The sequence below is a fragment of the Streptomyces sp. Z26 genome (assembly GCF_003665095.1).
GTDB classification, from domain to species: domain Bacteria; phylum Actinomycetota; class Actinomycetes; order Streptomycetales; family Streptomycetaceae; genus Streptomyces; species Streptomyces phytohabitans.
In genome coordinates this window covers 4,447,841-4,464,299 of the sequence record NZ_RCHV01000002.1, presented here as the reverse complement: position 1 = coordinate 4,464,299, position 16,459 = coordinate 4,447,841, and the positions used below count along the sequence as shown (strand labels likewise).

At 71.8% G+C, this 16,459-nt stretch carries 15 protein-coding genes; 6 read left to right on the top strand and 9 right to left on the bottom strand.

The window, feature by feature from the left end:
- Nucleotides 1-67 precede the first annotated feature (67 nt).
- The gene (locus tag D7M15_RS19475; protein WP_240649382.1) at nt 68-754 is read right to left on the bottom strand and encodes an SDR family NAD(P)-dependent oxidoreductase; all 687 of its coding nucleotides are present in this window, start codon (nt 752-754) and stop codon (nt 68-70) included.
- Nucleotides 755-1,115: 361 nt separating this feature from the next.
- Complete coding sequence (locus tag D7M15_RS19470; protein WP_240649381.1) at nt 1,116-1,694, bottom strand: glycerol-3-phosphate responsive antiterminator; 579 nt, start codon at nt 1,692-1,694, stop codon at nt 1,116-1,118.
- A 447-nt stretch (nt 1,695-2,141) separates the two neighbouring features.
- Here D7M15_RS19470 and D7M15_RS19465 point away from each other — a divergent pair, with 447 nt between their 5' ends.
- Nucleotides 2,142-3,434: a helix-turn-helix domain-containing protein gene (locus D7M15_RS19465; protein WP_121518686.1), complete on the top strand. Its 1,293-nt coding sequence runs from the start codon at nt 2,142-2,144 to the stop codon at nt 3,432-3,434.
- 86 nt (nt 3,435-3,520) lie between these two features.
- Here the strand turns inward: D7M15_RS19465 and D7M15_RS19460 are convergent, their stop codons facing one another.
- A complete protein-coding gene (locus tag D7M15_RS19460; protein ID WP_121518685.1) occupies nt 3,521-4,036 on the bottom strand; it encodes a 4-phosphopantetheinyl transferase family protein in 516 nt (171 codons plus the stop codon).
- A 728-nt stretch (nt 4,037-4,764) separates the two neighbouring features.
- Between D7M15_RS19460 and D7M15_RS19455 the strand changes: the two genes are divergently transcribed.
- On the top strand, nt 4,765-5,946 hold the full coding sequence (locus D7M15_RS19455) for an arylcarboxylate reductase (RefSeq protein ID WP_121518684.1): 1,182 nt from the start codon (nt 4,765-4,767) through the stop codon (nt 5,944-5,946).
- Nucleotides 5,947-6,058: 112 nt separating this feature from the next.
- On the opposite strand, the gene D7M15_RS19450 is transcribed toward D7M15_RS19455, so the two are convergent.
- On the bottom strand, nt 6,059-7,039 hold the full coding sequence (locus D7M15_RS19450; RefSeq protein WP_121518683.1) for a hypothetical protein: 981 nt from the start codon (nt 7,037-7,039) through the stop codon (nt 6,059-6,061).
- A 309-nt stretch (nt 7,040-7,348) separates the two neighbouring features.
- Here D7M15_RS19450 and D7M15_RS19445 point away from each other — a divergent pair, with 309 nt between their 5' ends.
- The 4 genes from D7M15_RS19445 (at nt 7,349) to D7M15_RS19430 (ending at nt 11,739) form a co-directional block, all read left to right on the top strand.
- The gene (locus D7M15_RS19445) at nt 7,349-8,110 is read left to right on the top strand and encodes an alpha/beta fold hydrolase (protein ID WP_121518682.1); all 762 of its coding nucleotides are present in this window, start codon (nt 7,349-7,351) and stop codon (nt 8,108-8,110) included.
- A 1-nt stretch (nt 8,111) separates the two neighbouring features.
- Nucleotides 8,112-9,503 (top strand): acyltransferase, encoded by a 1,392-nt coding sequence (locus tag D7M15_RS19440; RefSeq protein WP_121518681.1) that lies wholly within the window; start codon nt 8,112-8,114, stop codon nt 9,501-9,503.
- Nucleotides 9,504-9,603: 100 nt separating this feature from the next.
- Entirely contained in the window at nt 9,604-10,683 is a 1,080-nt protein-coding gene (locus D7M15_RS19435; protein ID WP_121518680.1) for an arylcarboxylate reductase, read from the top strand.
- Nucleotides 10,684-10,740: 57 nt separating this feature from the next.
- On the top strand, nt 10,741-11,739 hold the full coding sequence (locus tag D7M15_RS19430; protein WP_121521044.1) for a TetR/AcrR family transcriptional regulator C-terminal domain-containing protein: 999 nt from the start codon (nt 10,741-10,743) through the stop codon (nt 11,737-11,739).
- A 54-nt stretch (nt 11,740-11,793) separates the two neighbouring features.
- On the opposite strand, the gene D7M15_RS19425 is transcribed toward D7M15_RS19430, so the two are convergent.
- The 5 genes from D7M15_RS19425 to D7M15_RS19405 are packed head-to-tail and all read right to left on the bottom strand — an operon-like array spanning nt 11,794 to nt 16,341.
- Nucleotides 11,794-13,101: a sulfotransferase gene (locus tag D7M15_RS19425; protein WP_121518679.1), complete on the bottom strand. Its 1,308-nt coding sequence runs from the start codon at nt 13,099-13,101 to the stop codon at nt 11,794-11,796.
- Complete coding sequence (locus D7M15_RS19420; RefSeq protein ID WP_121521042.1) at nt 13,098-14,000, bottom strand: ABC transporter permease; 903 nt, start codon at nt 13,998-14,000, stop codon at nt 13,098-13,100. The genes D7M15_RS19425 and D7M15_RS19420 overlap by 4 nt, the downstream gene beginning before the upstream one ends.
- A 5-nt stretch (nt 14,001-14,005) precedes the next feature.
- Complete coding sequence (locus D7M15_RS19415) at nt 14,006-15,061, bottom strand: ATP-binding cassette domain-containing protein (protein WP_121518678.1); 1,056 nt, start codon at nt 15,059-15,061, stop codon at nt 14,006-14,008.
- A gap of 41 nt (nt 15,062-15,102) precedes the next feature.
- Complete coding sequence (locus D7M15_RS19410; protein WP_121518677.1) at nt 15,103-16,065, bottom strand: acyltransferase domain-containing protein; 963 nt, start codon at nt 16,063-16,065, stop codon at nt 15,103-15,105.
- A gap of 57 nt (nt 16,066-16,122) precedes the next feature.
- The gene (locus D7M15_RS19405; protein WP_121518676.1) at nt 16,123-16,341 is read right to left on the bottom strand and encodes a DUF5988 family protein; all 219 of its coding nucleotides are present in this window, start codon (nt 16,339-16,341) and stop codon (nt 16,123-16,125) included.
- Nucleotides 16,342-16,459 lie beyond the last annotated feature (118 nt).

Below are 16,459 nucleotides of genomic sequence, written 5' to 3'. Positions count from 1 at the left end.
TCGACGGGGAGGGTGTGCCCGTTGACGTAGTCGGACGCGCGGCTCGCGAGGAAGACGACGGTGCCCATCAGGTCCGCCGCGTCCCCCAGCGGCCCGCGGGGATGTGGTCGAGGACGCGGCGGGCGGCCTCGGGGTCCGCGCGGGTCGCGGCGGTGATCGGGGTCGCGAAGTAGCCCGGCGCGATGGCGTTGACCTGGACGTTGTACTGCGCCAGCTCGTCGCAGTACGCCTTGGTGAAGCCGGTCACGGCGTGCTTCGTCGCGGCGTACGCGGGCGACCACTGGCCGCCGAGGAACGAGAACAGCGACGCGACGTTGATGATCTTGCCGGAGCGCCGCGCGACCATGTGCCGCATCGCCTCGCGGCTCAGCTCGAACGGCGCCGTCAGGTTCACGTCCAGCATCGGGTCCCACTCCGCGCGGCCGAAGTCCGCCACGGGCGCCAGCCGGCAGACCCCGGCCGAGTTCACCAGGATGTCCACCGAGCCGAGCGTCTCCACGCAGCCGTCCACGATCCGCCGCGGTACGCCGGGCTCGGTGAGGTCGCAGGCGACGAACTCCATCCGGCGCCCCTCCGCCACGACCAGCTCCGCGGTGGTGCCGTCGTCGGGCGCGGCGCTCGGCACGTACACGTCGGCCCCGGCCTTGGCGAGTGCCACGGTGAACGCCTGTCCGAGACCGGAGTTGCCGCCCGTGACGATCGCGTTCCTGCCCTTCAGGGAGAAGAAGCCGGTGGAGAACTCGGTGATGTCCATCGGTGCTGCCCATTCGTCGCTCGGCCGGGTGGTGCCCGGGAAGATCAGGGAAAGGCGGGCGTCGCAGCGGAGGTGCGTACGGGTGCCGGAGCGGCCCGGTAAAGGGCCTTGACCAGCGACGTCATGGGTGCGTACACGGTGAGCACAGCCTGGGCCACGGGAAGGCGGCTGGATATCCGGGCACAAAAAAGAACAGTAATCCCCCGCTGCGGGGAGTTACTGTTCTCTGGTCTCTAGTAACCACTCCGGTCGAATCCGGATCCGATATGCGATTGTCGGCGCGGTGACGTATACGGACACCGCGCGTATCAAGCTAGGTCGCGTCCGTAACGGGTGTCAAGCCCGCCCATTCCACACCGGATCACATCTCCCACACCGCGTGGTTGGAGGACGCCACCGCGGCCGCCCCCGCCCCCAGCGCGGCGAACACGTCCTCGCGGTCGCAGACCAGACCGCCCGCGATGAGCGGCACGTCGATGTCCGCGACGACCCAGCCGATGACGCGCGGCATGCAGCCCGGCAGGATCTCCACCGCGTCGGCCCGCGACTGCCGTACCTGCCCGGCCAGCTTCCGGTACGACAGGGAGTCGATGAGGAAGAACCGGTGCACCGCGAAGATCCCCAGCTCACGGGCGGCCCGCACCAGGTGCGCCTTGGCGGAGAGCACGCCGTCCGCCCCGGCCCGCTCCCGTACGTAGCGGACGACGACCTCCTTGCCGCCGAAACCCTCCAGCAGGTCCACGTTGACCAGCACGGTCTTGCCGTGCGTCTTGAGCCGGGCGACCAGGTCGGGGAGGTTCATCAGCGTGCCGTAGAGGAGGAAGACCACCGCGCGGTCGGAGCGCAGCACGGCCCGCAGGTCGTCGTCGTCCTTCACGGTCGCGACGACCGGGTGGTCCTCCAGGAGACGGGACAGCTCCTCGCGCATGCTTCTCCCCACGGCTCCACGGCTCCCTCGACGCCGTCGCTCCCCCGGCACCGGGCGGCCCGCACGCAGCGTATCGCCGCCCGCGGCGGGCCCGACGGGCCGGGACCGGCGGGGCGGTGGCGGCGCTCCCGCGCGGGCGGTGGCACCGGCGGCGCAGGGGGGCGGGCGGCGCGGACGTGACGAAAAAACTCAGCCGCTAGTCGATTACCCACAATTTCCGTGGGTCCCCGATTGCAGGGCACACTTCCGCTCGCGGCGCCCGTCTCGTGTCTGCCATGATCCGTTTACCTGGCCGAAGGGGGGATCTTCAACAGGCGCGTGATCTTCCGCGCTGCACGACGATTGCAGTCAACTATGAGTCACAGAACGAATACGCGCCGTACACTGGTGTCACAATCGGGAGCGTCCAGACGTCAAATCCGCACGTGACACGTGAAAGCACGCCCTCACCACGAAGGAATGACCGCTTTGACTCGCCGGCCAGGTGTAGGACACCGCATCAGACAAGCCCGGTTGAGAACCGGGCTCTCCCAGACGGAGCTCGCCGGAGCCGACATCTCGCCCAGCTACGTCTCCCTCGTGGAGCACGGCAAGCGGGTCCCGAGCGAGGACGTCCTGCGCGTGCTGTCGCACCGGCTCGGCGTGCCCGTACGGGATCTGCTGGAGGAGGTCGAGGAGCCGGAGCCGCAGACCGCGCGGCCCACGCTGAGCCTCGACGTCCGCCGGGTCGACCTGGTCAGCCGCTTCGTGCAGGCGCGCAAGCAGTGGGAGAACGGCGACCCCGAGGGCGCGCTGAAGCACTTCACCGCCGTGCTGGAGAACGACTCGGCCGCGCAGCACCAGGACGTGCTGCTGGAGTCGCGGCTGTCGGTGGCGGAGATCCTGCGCGAGCTGGGGCGCACGAGCGAGTCGCTGGAGTCCCTGGAGTCGCTCCTCGGCAACCTGGACGCGGCGGAGAAGCCGGAGCTGTGGCAGCGCGTCCAGATCACCACCGCCGACGTGCTGGAGCGCACCGGCCGCGTCGGTGACGCGCTGCGGCACGCGCACGCGGCGTACCTCGCGGCGCCCTCGGGCCGGGTGAGCAGGCTGCGGGCGCTGGAGGCGATGGTCCGCTGCTGCTACTGGACGGGGAACGTCAGCTGGGTCGCGGACCTCGACCCGACGGAGGGCGGCGCGCAGACGGCGTTCTCGCCGCTGCTCGGTTCCGTCCGGCTCTACCAGGCGCTGGTCCTGCGCGAGGAGGGCCGTTACGAGGAGGCCATCGAGGTCGTCGCCGCGTCGGTCGCCCGGCTGAAGCCGATCGAGGACCCGGAGCTGTGGGGCCGTACGACGGTGCTGTACGCGAACATGACGCTGCTGAGCCGCGGTGACGCCGCCGCGGCACGCGAGTCGTTGGAGCGCGCGCGGCAGATGATGTGGTTCGTCAGCATGACCGAGGTGCCGCACTGGCTGATCGCGGCCGACGCGGTCTGCGCGCACACGGAGGGCCGTACGGAGGCGGCGGTGGAGCTGGCGCGGCGCGTGCTGCGCGACCGGGACGACGTACGGGCGCACAGCCTGGGTGCCAGTCTGCTGTCGGCGGGGCTGGTCCTCGCGGAGTCCGGGCTGGCGGCCGAGGCGCGTGACTGCCGGGTGCGCGCGGCGGGCCTGTTCCAGCAGGCGCAGGCGTACCGCTACGCCGCCCTCGCCTGGGAGCAGCTGAGTTCCCCGCTGGGACCGGCGAACCGTACGGCCCGACCGGGCGGCACCTGACGACCTCACCAACGTCTTCCATCTCTACGCGCGTCCGACCGTTTCCACGGTCGCGGTCGTCAGGTCGTCACCGGTACCGGGTGCGTTCAGACGGCGGCCCAGTTCTTCAGCGACGTGTCCAGGCCCGCGCGGGCGGGGTCGTCGCCCCAGTACCGGACCTCTTCCGGGCGGTGCCAGGTCGCTATGGCGCAGACGTGGTCGTCGCTCAGTCGTACGTCCGTGACGTGCACGGAGGAGACGACGCCGTCGGGGTGCTCCAGGCGGACCCGGCCGCGGTCCCCGGAGTGGCTGGCGTCGATGCAGCCGGGGTCCACCTCCAGCCCGTAGCCGAGCAGTTGGAGCGCGGCGTCCTTGCGCACCCACATCTGGGTGGCGAGCTTGCCGCGGTCGGCACGGCGGGCGGTGTGCACCTTCTGCCACTCGGCGGCGTGCAGCAGGCGGGACTCGGAGAGGCCCAGGTGCGGGATGGCGGTCTCCACGGAGGCGCCCATCCGTTCGATGTTCTCCCCGAGGGCCACCGCCCACAGCCCTTCGGCGGCGATCTCGACGCGCGCGCCGAGCCACTTGCCCCCGGCGGTGGTGGGCGGTGTGAGGGAGGACACGTCCCGTGACTCACGGCGGACCGGACCCGTCCCGGCCTGGCCCGCTTCGACGCCCCGGCTCCCCGGCCATCCGGCGTGCGTACGCGCCGGACCGCCAAGGACGTGGATTATGCCTTGGTTGGTGTGTCCGTTCTGCACGCTGAATCCCCCGCTTCGGCAACGAATGGCCGTGTACGACTTGGTCGGGTCGTACCCTCGCTGGCTGCCCATTGAAGAGGCAGCCGATCCGCATTGCAAGCGCTTCCCCAAGCGGATACACGCATCACTTGAGCCGCGCGATACCCCCCGTCAGGTGACCGGCCGGTAGCCCCGGCGTCCTACCTACTTGTTGGGCATCTGCGCACAGCTTAGTCAGCGGCGGCCACAGCTCAACCTCTCGAATGGAAGAATCTGACAACGAGCGTGTTGCCGTCCGGTTAAGTGGCGGCGCCGATCAACTTCCGCGCGGGTGTGGGGTTTTCCCCAGTAGCCCTACGGAAGGATGGGACCCGGCCGGAGGAGACGTCGCGGCCGGCGAGCTTCCCCCGTGCTCGCCTCGGCGGCGGCACCCCGGCACCCGCGTGTCCCCGCCGGGCCGTCCCGGGTCGGCGGGCACACCGCTCCCGCGCAGGCGTACGCGACCGGCCCCGGCGGGGGCGTACGGACCGCGCGGTTGCCCCTCCGACCGACCCGACCCACCGGCACGTACGGCGGCCGCCGTACGCGGAGTGGGGTGAAAGGACGTGGCGATGTCGAGCACGGAGTCGTCGGACGGCGCACCCGCAGCCGCCGCACCCCCCGGCACACCTGACGCGGCGGCAGTTCCCGGCGGCCCGGGAGACACCGGCGGCCCGGGTGGCCCCGGCCCGGCGGCGGCGCCCGGACTCTCCGCGGACCTCGACGCCTGGACCCGCCGGGTCCTCGCGCGCCACTTCGACCCGGAGCAGGGCAGCCCGTTCTGGCTGGAGCGGCTGCCGACCCTCGGCTTCGACCCGTTGGAGATCACCGGCTACGACGGGCTGGAGCAGTTCGGCCCGTTCGCGCTGGAGGCCCTGCGCAAGACCGACCCCGTCGACCTGCTGCCGCGGAACGTACCGCGCCCGCTGTCCGGCCGGGTGTACGAGACGGGGGGTACGACGGGTGCGCCGTGCCGCCTGTTCCACACCGGGGCGATGCTCGCGCAGCAGGCCGCGTGGCGCCGGTTCGCGCTGCGGAGCGCCGGGTTCGCGGAGGGCCGCACCTGGCTGCACGCGATGCCGAGCGGGCCGCACCCGGTGGGCGAGAGCGCCGGGCGGACGGCGAGCCTGCACGCGTCGCTGGTGTACGCGGTGGACGTCGACCCGCGCTGGATCAGGGAGTTGATCCGGGACGGGCGGCTGGCCGAGGTCAACCGCTACGTCGGGCACGTGGTCCGGCAGATGACGGACGTGCTGGAGAGCACCCGCGTCCACTACCTGGAGACGACGCCCGCGCTGCTCCAGGTGCTCGTACGGCAGCGCCCCGAGCTGGTGGCCGCGCTGGACGGCATCGCGCTGGAGGGCACGCAGGTGATGCCGTCCATGTACCGGGAGTTCGTGGCGGCGCTGGACGGCGGCGTCATCGGCACCTCGTACGGGAACGCGCTGGGGAACGCCGTGGGGCTGCCCGCGCGGCTCGGCGCGGGACCGGACGAGGACCTGCTGCCGTACGTGCCGCACTACCCCGAGGTGACGATGGCGGTCGTCGACAAGAAGGACCCGCGCCGCGTCGTCGACTTCGGCGAGGTGGGGCAGCTGCGGATCACGACGCTGCACGACGACCTGTTCCTGCCGAACGTGCTGGAGCGCGACCAGGCCGTGCGGTGCGCGACGCCGGACGGCTGGCCCTGCGACGGGGTCGCCAACCTCCAGCCGCTCCAGGTGGCGTGGGAGCTGCCGGACGGCATGTACTGACGGTCCCGCGTGGCCGGGGCGTACGGGCCGCCGCGGCGACCGTACGCCCGGCTGAACCGTACGACCGGGCGGACCGTACGACCCGGCCGTGCCGCGGCCGGGTCGGCGCGGGTCAGCCCGCCGCCGGGACGCCCACGCCGTAGTGCAGCAGGGCGGCGATGGCGTCCTCGACCCGTTCCGGTGCGTCCACGTGGACGACGGGGAACGGGAAGTCGACGACGTGGCGCGGCAGCGACGGGCCGAGCACCAGCGCCAGCCGGGTGCCGTGCGCGACCAGACCGGACACCAGCGCGCCGATGTCGGCCGGTTCGGCGGCGCAGCGGCCGAACAGCTCGCGCACCTCGTCGGCGCGCGTCAGCGTCCGCGGTTCCAGGCAGGAGCAGACGGGCGTCGCGGGGTCGTGGAACGCCAGCCCGTCGAGCCGCCGCGCGGCGCTCTCGCGCGCGCCCGCCGCCAGCGGGCTGTGCAGCACCGCGGGCCCGCGCCCGTGCAGCCGTACGGCGCCCTCGGGCGCCTCGTGGGCCAGGGCGCGGAGGGCGTCGGCGTCACCGTTGAGGAGCAGCACGCGGTACGTGCGGTCGGGGTCGGTGCCGAGTGAGACGCCGACGCGGACGCGGCGCCGGTCCAGCGCGGCGTACCAGTCGGGGTCGTGGTCGCGCGGCAGGAACACCACGGCGCGCGACCGGCCCTGCCCGTCGTCGTCCGCGACTTCGCCGCCCCCGTCCGCGCCGTCCGTGAGGTCGCCGAGCAGCAGCGTGAACAGCTCCTCGCGCGTCACCGCCCCGGCCAGGCAGCCCGCGGTGAGGGCGCCGACCCCGAAGCCGCCCAGCACCGACGGGCGGATGCCGTGCACCCGGAGCACGTCGTGGATGCCGAGCATGGCGGAGGGGAGGGCCACCCGGCGGGCGCGCGCGCCCGGTTCGGTGTCGGGTGCCCCGGTCGCCGGGTGCAGCAGCGCGTCCACGTCGACGCCCGCCCAGGAGGCGAACTTCGCGAACTGGTAGCGCATCACGGGTGACTGCGTGTGGAAGGCCGACGTGCCGCGTGCCTCGCCGTCCAGGAGTTCGGTGCCGCAGAGAAACGCCAGGCTCATTCTTCGACCTCTGGTGACATCGGGCGGGGACCCCGCGGACACGCGGGGCGCCGCGGGCGCGCGGGCCTCGTGTGCGGGGGCCGCGCGGGGAACCGTGTGCGCGTGGCCCCTTGGTGACAGTAGGTTGTGCCCGGAGGGCCGACCAGGGCAGTCGCCGCCGGTGGTCAAGATTCGGGGAAACCACCAGACTTACGCCGCCCGCACCGGATTGCCCTTGTTCTCACGGGCGGGGCGACGGGTCAATGGGAGTGGTCGGCTCCCGGCGTACGACCGTTCCCCACCCCGTCCCGGAAAGGACACCCAGGTTCCATGAGCGCAGTTCCCGCAGGCGACGGTCTCTGGTGCCGGAGGTTCCACCCCGCACCGGACGCGAGTGAACGCCTGGTCTGCTTCCCGCACGCGGGCGGCTCTGCGAGCTTCTACTTCCCGGTGTCGGCGGCGCTGAACCCGAACGTGGACGTCGTCGCCATCCAGTACCCGGGCCGCCAGGACCGCCGCAAGGAGCCGGGGGTCGACTCCGTCGAGGTCCTCGCGGACCGCGTGGCCGAGGCGTTGGGCGACCTGACGGACCGGCCGACGACGTTCTTCGGGCACAGCATGGGCGCCGTCGTGGCGTTCGAGGTGGCCCACCGGCTGGAGAAGGCCGGGCAGAAGCCCGTACGCCGCCTCTTCGCCTCCGGGCGCCGCGCGCCGTCCCGGCACCGCGACGAGCAGGTTCACAAGCGGGACGACGACGGCCTGGTCGCCGAACTGCGCGAGCTGGCGGGCACGGACGCGCAGGTCCTCGGGGACGAGGAGCTGCTGCGGATGATCCTCCCGGCGATCCGCAGCGACTACACCGCCGTGGAGACGTACGCCTCCGGCGGCGACCTCACCGTGGACGCCCCGATCACCGTGCTGATCGGGGACAACGACCCGAAGTCCTCCGTCGAGGAGGCCGCCGACTGGTCGAAGCACACCACCGCGGGCTCCGAGATGCAGGTGTTCACCGGCGGCGGGCACTTCTACCTGTCCGAGCGCGCGGCGGAGGTAACGGCCCTGCTGCGCAAGCACTTCCAGGACGGTGCCTGAGATGGCCCTTCCCGGCCGCCGGTCGGACCGTGGCAAGGAGCCCCCTCCGCGCACCTTCACCGTACGGTCCGGGACGACCGGCGACCGGATGCGGCTGAACGCCCTGGACATGATCACGGGCGGCCTCTACGTGGACCGCGCGTTCTTCTACCGCGAGACGCTGGACGGCGCCGCGCTGCGCGAGTCGCTGGCCGCGACGATGCGCCACTACCAGCCGCTGAGCGGGCGGCTGGCGGAGGACCCGGACGGCGGCTGGAGCGTCCTGCTGAACGACCGGGGCGCCGTCTTCGAGGAACGGGACTCCGCGCTCACCCTCGACGCGCACGCGTACGGGCGGCCGGGGCGACCGGAGTTGAAGGAGCTGCTGCCGCCGGTGCCGCTGCTCAAGGCCGTGGGCGACGACGTGCCCGCCATGGCCGTACGGCTCACGCACACGGCGGGCGGGGGCGGCATCCTCGCCGTACGGATCAAGCACGCGCTGGTCGACGCGGGCGCGTTCACCACGTTCCTGGAGCACTGGTCGCGTGAGCACCGCGGGCTGAGCTACCCCGCGCCGTACCTCGACCGGGAACTGCTCGACGAGCACGCCGCGAAGGCGCCGCAGGAGGCGGGCGAGCGCAGTGCCCGCTTCCGGGTGCCGACCCGCCGGTCGCGGGCCGTGCTGCTCACCCGCATCGCCTGGAACGGGCACCACGGCTCCACCGTCGTCAGCCGCCTGTCGGCCGCGGAGACGCGGGCGATGAAGGACGCGGCCGCGGCCGACCTGGCGGGCACCGACCGGTGGGTGTCCACCAACGACGCGGTCACCGCCCATGTGTGGAAGACCCTCGCGGAGCTGCGCAACAGGCCCGCCGAGGCGCCCGAGACGCTGGGCCTGATCGCGCGGTTCACCAGCCCCGCCCCGGGCGTCACGCTGCCCGACGACTACTGGGGCAACACCATCACCAGCAGTCCGCCCAGCATGACGGCGGACGCGCTGCGGACCCGCCCGCTGGGCGAGATCGCGCTCACCGTACGGGACAGCCTCGCGTCGATCACCGGCGAGCAGGTGCGGGCGGAGTCGGCGTACCTGCTGGCGCAGCGCGCCGCGGGCCGCCACAAGCGCGTCATGCCGCACATGCCCTTCGGCGCGTTCAGCGACGTCGTCCAGCTGAACAACCTGTCCCGGCTGCCCACGTACGACATCGACTTCGGTGCCGGCGGCCCGATCTGGTGCGAGCTGCCGGACATGGTCATCCCGTGGATGGTGCACATCATGGGGACGCCGGAGGCGGAGGAGTCGCTGGACGTGCACGTCAGCATGCCGGACTCGGCCGCCGAGCTGTTCCGCGGCGCCGCCTGGCAGCGCCGCCTGCACGCGTACGCGCCGGAAGAGGCCGCCGACGGCGCCTGAGGTGCGGTTGTGAGGATTTCCCCAAGCGGTGCGGCGAGACGATGGACGCGCCGCCCGCGCCCCCGTCCGGCGGCACCGCAGCCGCCTGAGAGGAACAGCCATGACGGCCACCGACGCACGCGAGCCGTTCTCCGTCGAGCGCGCGCTCGACACGGACCTGGACGCGTGGACGCGTGACGTCCTGCGCCGCCACTTCGACCCGGAGTCGGGCAGCCCGTACTGGCTGAAGCAGCGGCCGGAGCTGGGCTTCGACCCGCTCGACATCACGCGTTACGACGAGCTGTCCGCGTTCGGCAACTTCGACCTGACGCAGCTGCGCGACATGGACCCGTTCGACATGCTGCCGCAGGCCGTGCCGCGCCCGCTGTCGGGCCGCGTGTACGAGTCGGGTGGCACCACCGGCTCCCCGTGCCGGGTGTTCTACACCGAGCGGATGGCGCAGCACCACGCGGCGTGGCTGCACCGGGGGCAGCAGGTCGCGGGCTTCGAACCGGGCCGCACCTGGGTGTTCGCCGGGCCGAGCGGCCCGCACATCATCGGCAACGGCATGGAGCGGGTGACCCGCCTCAGCGACTCGGTGCTGTACGGCATCGACCTCGACCCGCGCTGGGTCAAGGAGTTGATCCGCGGCAGCCGTCTCCGTGAGATGAACCAGTACGTGGACCACGTCACCGGGCAGGTCATCGACATCCTCGCCAGCCGCGAGGTGGACTACCTGGAGACGACGCCCGCCCTCTTCCAGGTGCTGCTGCGCAAGCGGCCGGAGCTGGTCGCGAAGCTGGCGGGCATCGGGGTGTCCGGCACGCACATCTCGCCCAGCCAGTACGCCGACTTCAAGGCCGCCATCGCGGGCGACGTGGTCGGCCTGCGCTACGGCAACACCTTCGGCTGCGGCATGGGCCTCCCCGTGGAGGAGGGCTCCGGCACGATGGCGTACGTCTCCAACTACCCGCAGGTGACGCACGCGGTGGTGGACCGGGACGACCCGACGCGCGTCGTGGGCTACGGTGAGCTGGGCCGCGTACGGCTCACGGTGCTGCACGAGGACCTGTTCGTGCCGAACGTGCTGGAGCGGGACCAGGCCGTGCGCCACGACACCGGCCCGCAGTGGCCGTGCGACGGCGTGGCCAACGTGGAGCCGCTGACCAAGAGCAACTCCGCGCCGGAGGGCCTGTACTGAGGCGGCGCGCCGGACCGGAGCCACCCGTAGCGTAGAGGAGCCGCGACCCACGTGCCGATCCCCGCGGACCCGGCGAGCCAGCCCCCGTACCTGCGTATCTGCGCCGAGATCCAGCGGCGCATCTCCGACGGCGAACTCCGGCCGGGGGACGCGGTGCCCTCCACGCGGCAGATCGCCCGGGAGTGGGGCGTGGCCCTGGCCACGGCCACCAAGGCGCTGACGACGCTGCGGCTGGAGGGGCTGGTGGAGACCCGGCCGCGGTCGGGCACGGTCGTCTCGGGTACGGCTCCGGTGCCCGCGCCGCGGCGGCGCAGGGCCTCCGTGCCCGTGGCGGAGCCGGAGTTGACCCTCGACCGGATCGTCACGGCGGCCGTCGGGATCGCGGACGCGGAGGGGCTGGCGGCGCTGTCCATGCGCGGCGTCGCGGCCCGCCTCGGCGTCGCCGCCATGGCCCCGTACCGCTACGTGCCCAGCAAGGACGAGCTGGTGCTGCTGATGGCGGACGCCGCGTTCGGTGAGGTGTGCGGGGACGGCGCCCCGTACGGGGACGGCGCGGGGGCCGAGGCGGGCCGTGCGGACAGCTGGCGGTTCCCCGTGGAGTCGGCGGCGCGCACCCTGTGGGCGCTGTACCGCAGACACCCGTGGCTGGCCCAACTCGGTTCGCTGACCCGGCCATTGCTCGTACCGAACGTGATGATCCACGGCGAGCGGATGCTGCGCGCCCTGGGGGGCCGTGGTCTCGACCCGACCGAGCTGTTCGACATCCACCTGCTGATCCACAGCCATGTCCAGGGCATGGCCGTGCACCTGGAGTGGGAGGCTCAGGCGGAGGCCGTCACGGGCCAGTCGGAGCACCAGTGGCGGGACAGCCGCGCGCCCGTGCTCCAGGCGCTGGAACGGTCCGGGCGCATCCCGGAGTTCACCCGGCTGATGGGGGCGATGGGCGGCACGTACGTGCTGCGGCTGGACGTCCTCTTCGACCTGGGCCTCCAGGCGCTGCTGGACGGCCTGGCGCCGCGCATCGAGGGCCGGGGCGGGCCGCACCCCCGGGAGTGACGGGCACTCCCGGGAGCGGCGGCGGTCACGCCGTCGGCGCCGGTCGGGGCGCCGTCAGCGCTTGTCCATCGGCACGTCGAAGTGCTCGTAGTAGAAGGCGAAGCGTTCCCGCAGGGCGTCCACGTCGAGGGCGAAGTCCTCGGCCGCGTACTGGTTGCGCCCGCCGCGCTTGCCCTCGGAGGTGGCGTAGTCCCGCATGGCCCGCTCGGTGTCGGGGTCCAGGTCGCGGTCGGCCGCCTCGTAGATCCGCTTCATCTCCCCGATCGGGTCGGAGACGAGGTCGCGGAACCGGACGTCCACCACCCGGTCGTCCTCCCGGCCGCTCGCCACGGCCGCGCGCAGCAGCCGCTCGATGAAGTCCGTGGCGCACCGGCCGACCAACAGCGGGTCCGGGTGGTCGAAGTAGATCCGGGCGCCGTACGTGACCATGTTGGCGAACGACGTGACCGAGGTGACCGGGTCGCGGTGGGTGCGGACCACCGTGGCGTCGTCGAAGGCCGCGAGCAGCGGGCCCAGCATCTCCAGGTGGCCGGGGGCCTTCAGCGACCAGCGGTCGCCGTCGGGACGGCTCCACTGGAGGTACTGGAGGACGCGGGCGAAGTCCCGGTAGCCCGCAGTGTGGTCGGCCGCCGCGTACCACTCGCGGTAGGCGGGGGCGAGGACCGTGTTCTCGTACATGGACGAGCAGTGGGAGATCGCCAGCAGCGGGTTCTCCTCCTCCGGCTCGTCGTACGCCAGCCCGTGCATCGTCGCCTGCTCGGGCAGGATCTTGTCCGTGAGGCGGACCTCGGTGCGGGTCTCCTTGATGCGCGGGTCGGGGTCGGGCTGCGGCGCGGCCGGGTCGCCCTTCGGCAGCGGCTTCGCGCTCTCCCACAGCGGGAGGGAGCGGAAGCCGCTGTCCTGCCAGAGGAGCTTCTGCACGAAGGTGGTGCCGGTGCGCGGCATGCCGCACACGAACAGCGGGCGGCGCACCGGCTCCGCGAAGATCTCCGGGTGGGTCTCGGTGAGCCGCTGGAACCGCAGCCGGTTGACGAGGCTGCCGAGGATCTGGTTGTGGAGCACGAACTTGCCGTTGGTGCTCAACCGCAGCTCGGTACGGGCCGAACGGCAGAGCACCTCCAGCGGTTCGTCGAGCGGCCCGTCGCCGCCGAAGTCCGTGAGGCCCGTCTTCTCCCGCGCCTTCGCCTTCAGCTCGTCCGGGTCGAAGCGCCACAGCCGGTCCTGGAACGGCCCGGCGGCGCCCGCGAGCGCCCGCATGGCGAGCGGCAGCTTCGGGTACGCCAGCGCGACACCGCGCGGCGTCAGGTCCGCGCGGCGGGGCGCGGGCGCGTCGTACAGCATGCCCGTGCCCGCCGCCGTCACCTGGACACTCCGCGGTAGCGGCGGACGGCGATCGTGCGGAACACCAGGATGATCAGCACGGACCAGCCGAGGGACGCCAGCGTGGCGTTCTGCATCGGCCAGGAGTCGGACGCGGGCGCTTCGTTGCCGAACAGTTCGCGGGCGGACTGCACGGTGGCGCTGTACGGGTTCCAGTTGACGACGTGCTGGAGGACCCGCGGCAGCGTGCTCGGCGGCACGAGCGCGTTGGACAGCATCGTCAGCGGGAAAAGGATGACGACGACGCCAGCGGCCGCCTCCGGCGTGCGGACCATGGTGCCGATGGCCGCGCCGACCCAGGAGAAGGAGTAGGCGAGGAAGAGGATCACGCCGAAGCCCGCGAGGGCCTTCAGGAAGCCCTCGTGGATGCGCCAGCCGACGATCAGCGCCATGACGATCATCATGAGGAGCATCATCACGTTCTGCACGAAGTCCGCGATGGTGCGCCCGGTGAGGACGGCGCCGCGGGTCATCGGCAGCGAACGGAAGCGGTCCATCATGCCCTTGTGCATGTCCTGGGCGATGTTGGTGGCGGACGAGCTGACCGTCGCGAAGAGGATGCACTGGGCGAAGAAGCCCGCCATCATGAACTCGCGGTAGTCGTCCCGGCCCTCCGCGCCGCCGCCGATCGCTCCGGCGAAGACGTACGCGAACAGCAGGATGAACAGCAGCGGCTGGAGCAGGTTGAACGCCATCAGCTCGGGCAGCCGGAACATCTTGATGATCTGGCGCCGCGCGCACACCATCGCCTCACGCGGGAACCTGCCCGGCGTGGTCGGGTACGAGGCGACCGTGGCCACCGGCGGCGTCGCGCCCGTACCGGCCTGGATGCTCCCGGAGTTGACGCCGGGGTCGATCGTGGGAGGCGTCGAAGCTGACATCGTGGTCACACCCGATTCGTCGTCTGAACGATATGCGTGAGCTTGAGCTGGAGCGTGGTCTCGGCCTCGCGTATGTCCGCCGGTGAGCCCTCACCGTAGACGGTGGCGTTGCGGCGGGCCTGGCGGGCGTCCTCACCCGTCAGGTAGAGGAAGACCTCGTCCAGGGTCGGGCGGCGCAGGCCGATGTCGTCCACCTCGATGTTGTGCTTGTCCAGCTCGGAGAGGATCTTCCCGAGCCGCTTCGCGCCGCCCTCGATCGGCAGCGTGATCTGGTGCGCGGAACGGTCCGTCACCGGCTTGCCGGTGCCGAAGCGGGTGAGGAACTCCACGGTCCAGTCGAACTGTTCCGGCCAGCGCACGATCAGCTCGACGCGCTCGTGCCCGGCCAGCCGCTTCAGCTCGTTGGAGGTGCCGCTCGCGATGACCTTGCCGTGGTCGATCACGGAGATCGAGTCCGCGAGGCGGTCGGCCTCCTCCAGGTACTGGGTGGTGAGCAGCAGCGTCGTGCCGTTGGCGACGAGCGCCTCGACGGCCTCCCACAGCAGCAGCCGGTTGTGCGGGTCGAGACCCGTGGTGGGCTCGTCCATGAACATCACCGGCGGGTTCCCGACCATGGCCGCGGCCAGGTCGAGGCGGCGGCGCATACCGCCGGAGTACGTCTTCGACTGGCGGTTGCCCGCGTCCGTCAGGCCGGACCACTCCAGCAGCTCGTCGGCGCGCATCCGGGCGTGCCGGGTGCTCATGCCGAACAGCTCCGCGATCATCTGGAGGTTCTCGCGGCCGGTGAGGATCTCGTCGACCGCCGCGTACTGGCCGGACAGGCCGATGTTGAGGCGGACCTTCTGCGGGTCCTTGAACACGTCGTGGCCCGCGACCATGGCCGTGCCCGAGTCCGCGCCGAGCAGGGTGGTGAGGATGCGCACGGTGGTGGTCTTGCCCGAGCCGTTCGGCCCGAGCAGACCCAGAACGGAGCCCGACGGCACCGACAAGTCCATTCCGTCCAGGGTGGTGACGTCGCCGAAGGTCTTCTTCAGACCTTCGGCGTAGATCGCGCCGGGCATGGGTTCTCCAGCTTCTCGGTGTTCAGATGGATGTGCGCAACTCAGCTGTCCGGGATGTCCACGCCGTGCTCGAACAGGGCGGACACCGCCTCGGGGATGGCGCCCGGGCGGTCCACGTACCCGACGGGGAACGGGAACCGGAGCAGGTCCTTGATCAGCGACGGGCCGACCACCAGGGCCAGTTGGGCGCCCTCGTGCTTCATCCCCTCGGCGAGGTGGACCATGCTCATCGGCTCGGCGACGTTCCGTACGAACATCTCCCGCACCTCCTCGGCCGTCGTCAGCGTCTGCTGCTGGATCGACGAGCAGAGCTTCAGCCGGGGGGCGGCGAAGGCGACCTCGGAGACCTGCTGCCGGGTCTCCTCGCGGGCCGCCTCGCGCAGCGGGGTGTGGACGGCGACGTCCACGTCGTAGCTGACGGTGACCGTGTGCTCGGGGGCCGCGTCGCGGAGCTTCTCCAGGGCGTCGCGGTAGCCCGCGAGCATGAGGACGCGGCTGCGCCCCGTCGGCTCCAGCCCGAAGTCGCCGCCCAGCCAGACGCCTTCGTGCTCGTCGCCGTAGTACCACGCCGGGTCGCCGTCGAGGGACGCGAACACGGTGGCGGCCGCCTGCGGGCGGCCGTCCTGGTGCGGTTCGAACCGCTGGTTGCTGCGGAAGAGGAGGGAGATCAGGTCCTCGCGTGACAGGGCACCCGCGACACAGCTCGCCACCAGGCCGCCCAGGCTGAGTCCGCCGACGATCGCCGGGCGTATGCCCTTCTCGACCAGGATGTCGTGGATGCTCAGCTGAGCGGCCGCCAGTCCCACCAGATTGATCCGCACCTGGTGCTCCGGGTCGCCCTCGGCGGCGACGTCGGCGCGCAACAGGGTCTCGACGTCGACCCCGGTCCACTTGGCCACGTCGTGGAACGTGTCCCGGACCGAGCTGTTGCCGTCGTAGAACTCCAGGATGCCGTCGGGCTGGTAGTTGAACTGGTTGGAGCCGAACATGAACGCAAGTGCCATCTGCCACCTCGGTCGGGACTGTTTCGATAGGAGACGGGCGCGCGGACGGCGCCCGGTTCACTCCGCTACGTACGTGGAACCTGTCCAGTCGAACGCCAGCAGCTCGCGCCCCTCCACGGAGACCCGCTCCGTGGACGGTTCGAAGTGCTCGTAACGGTCCGACCGCACCAGTTTGATCCGTGCCGTGATGTCGTCGACCCGCCGGACCCGGTCCCGTTCGGGAAGATCCTGGGCGGGACCACCTCGGAGAATGACGTTCGCCTCGTTCGACCCCATGGCAGATCCTTCCTGAAAGCTGACCGATCGCACACGCCAGGTGGTGCCGGAAAACCCTTCAACCGCCATTCCATCAGCGCGGCGCTCATGAGATCCCTAAATGAACGGGTCCACGGGC

Excerpts from the sequence above, each read along its gene's own strand:
- D7M15_RS19475 (WP_240649382.1), bottom strand. The coding sequence starts at position 754 with ATGGACATCACCGAGTTCTCCACCGGCTTCTTCTCCCTGAAGGGCAGG.
- D7M15_RS19465 (WP_121518686.1), top strand. The coding sequence starts at position 2,142 with ATGACCGCTTTGACTCGCCGGCCAGGTGTAGGACACCGCATCAGACAA.
- D7M15_RS19455 (WP_121518684.1), top strand. The coding sequence starts at position 4,765 with ATGTCGAGCACGGAGTCGTCGGACGGCGCACCCGCAGCCGCCGCACCC.
- D7M15_RS19450 (WP_121518683.1), bottom strand. The coding sequence starts at position 7,039 with ATGAGCCTGGCGTTTCTCTGCGGCACCGAACTCCTGGACGGCGAGGCA.
- D7M15_RS19445 (WP_121518682.1), top strand. The coding sequence starts at position 7,349 with ATGAGCGCAGTTCCCGCAGGCGACGGTCTCTGGTGCCGGAGGTTCCAC.
- D7M15_RS19440 (WP_121518681.1), top strand. The coding sequence starts at position 8,112 with ATGGCCCTTCCCGGCCGCCGGTCGGACCGTGGCAAGGAGCCCCCTCCG.
- D7M15_RS19435 (WP_121518680.1), top strand. The coding sequence starts at position 9,604 with ATGACGGCCACCGACGCACGCGAGCCGTTCTCCGTCGAGCGCGCGCTC.
- D7M15_RS19420 (WP_121521042.1), bottom strand. The coding sequence starts at position 14,000 with ATGTCAGCTTCGACGCCTCCCACGATCGACCCCGGCGTCAACTCCGGG.
- D7M15_RS19415 (WP_121518678.1), bottom strand. The coding sequence starts at position 15,061 with ATGCCCGGCGCGATCTACGCCGAAGGTCTGAAGAAGACCTTCGGCGAC.
- D7M15_RS19410 (WP_121518677.1), bottom strand. The coding sequence starts at position 16,065 with ATGGCACTTGCGTTCATGTTCGGCTCCAACCAGTTCAACTACCAGCCC.
- D7M15_RS19405 (WP_121518676.1), bottom strand. The coding sequence starts at position 16,341 with ATGGGGTCGAACGAGGCGAACGTCATTCTCCGAGGTGGTCCCGCCCAG.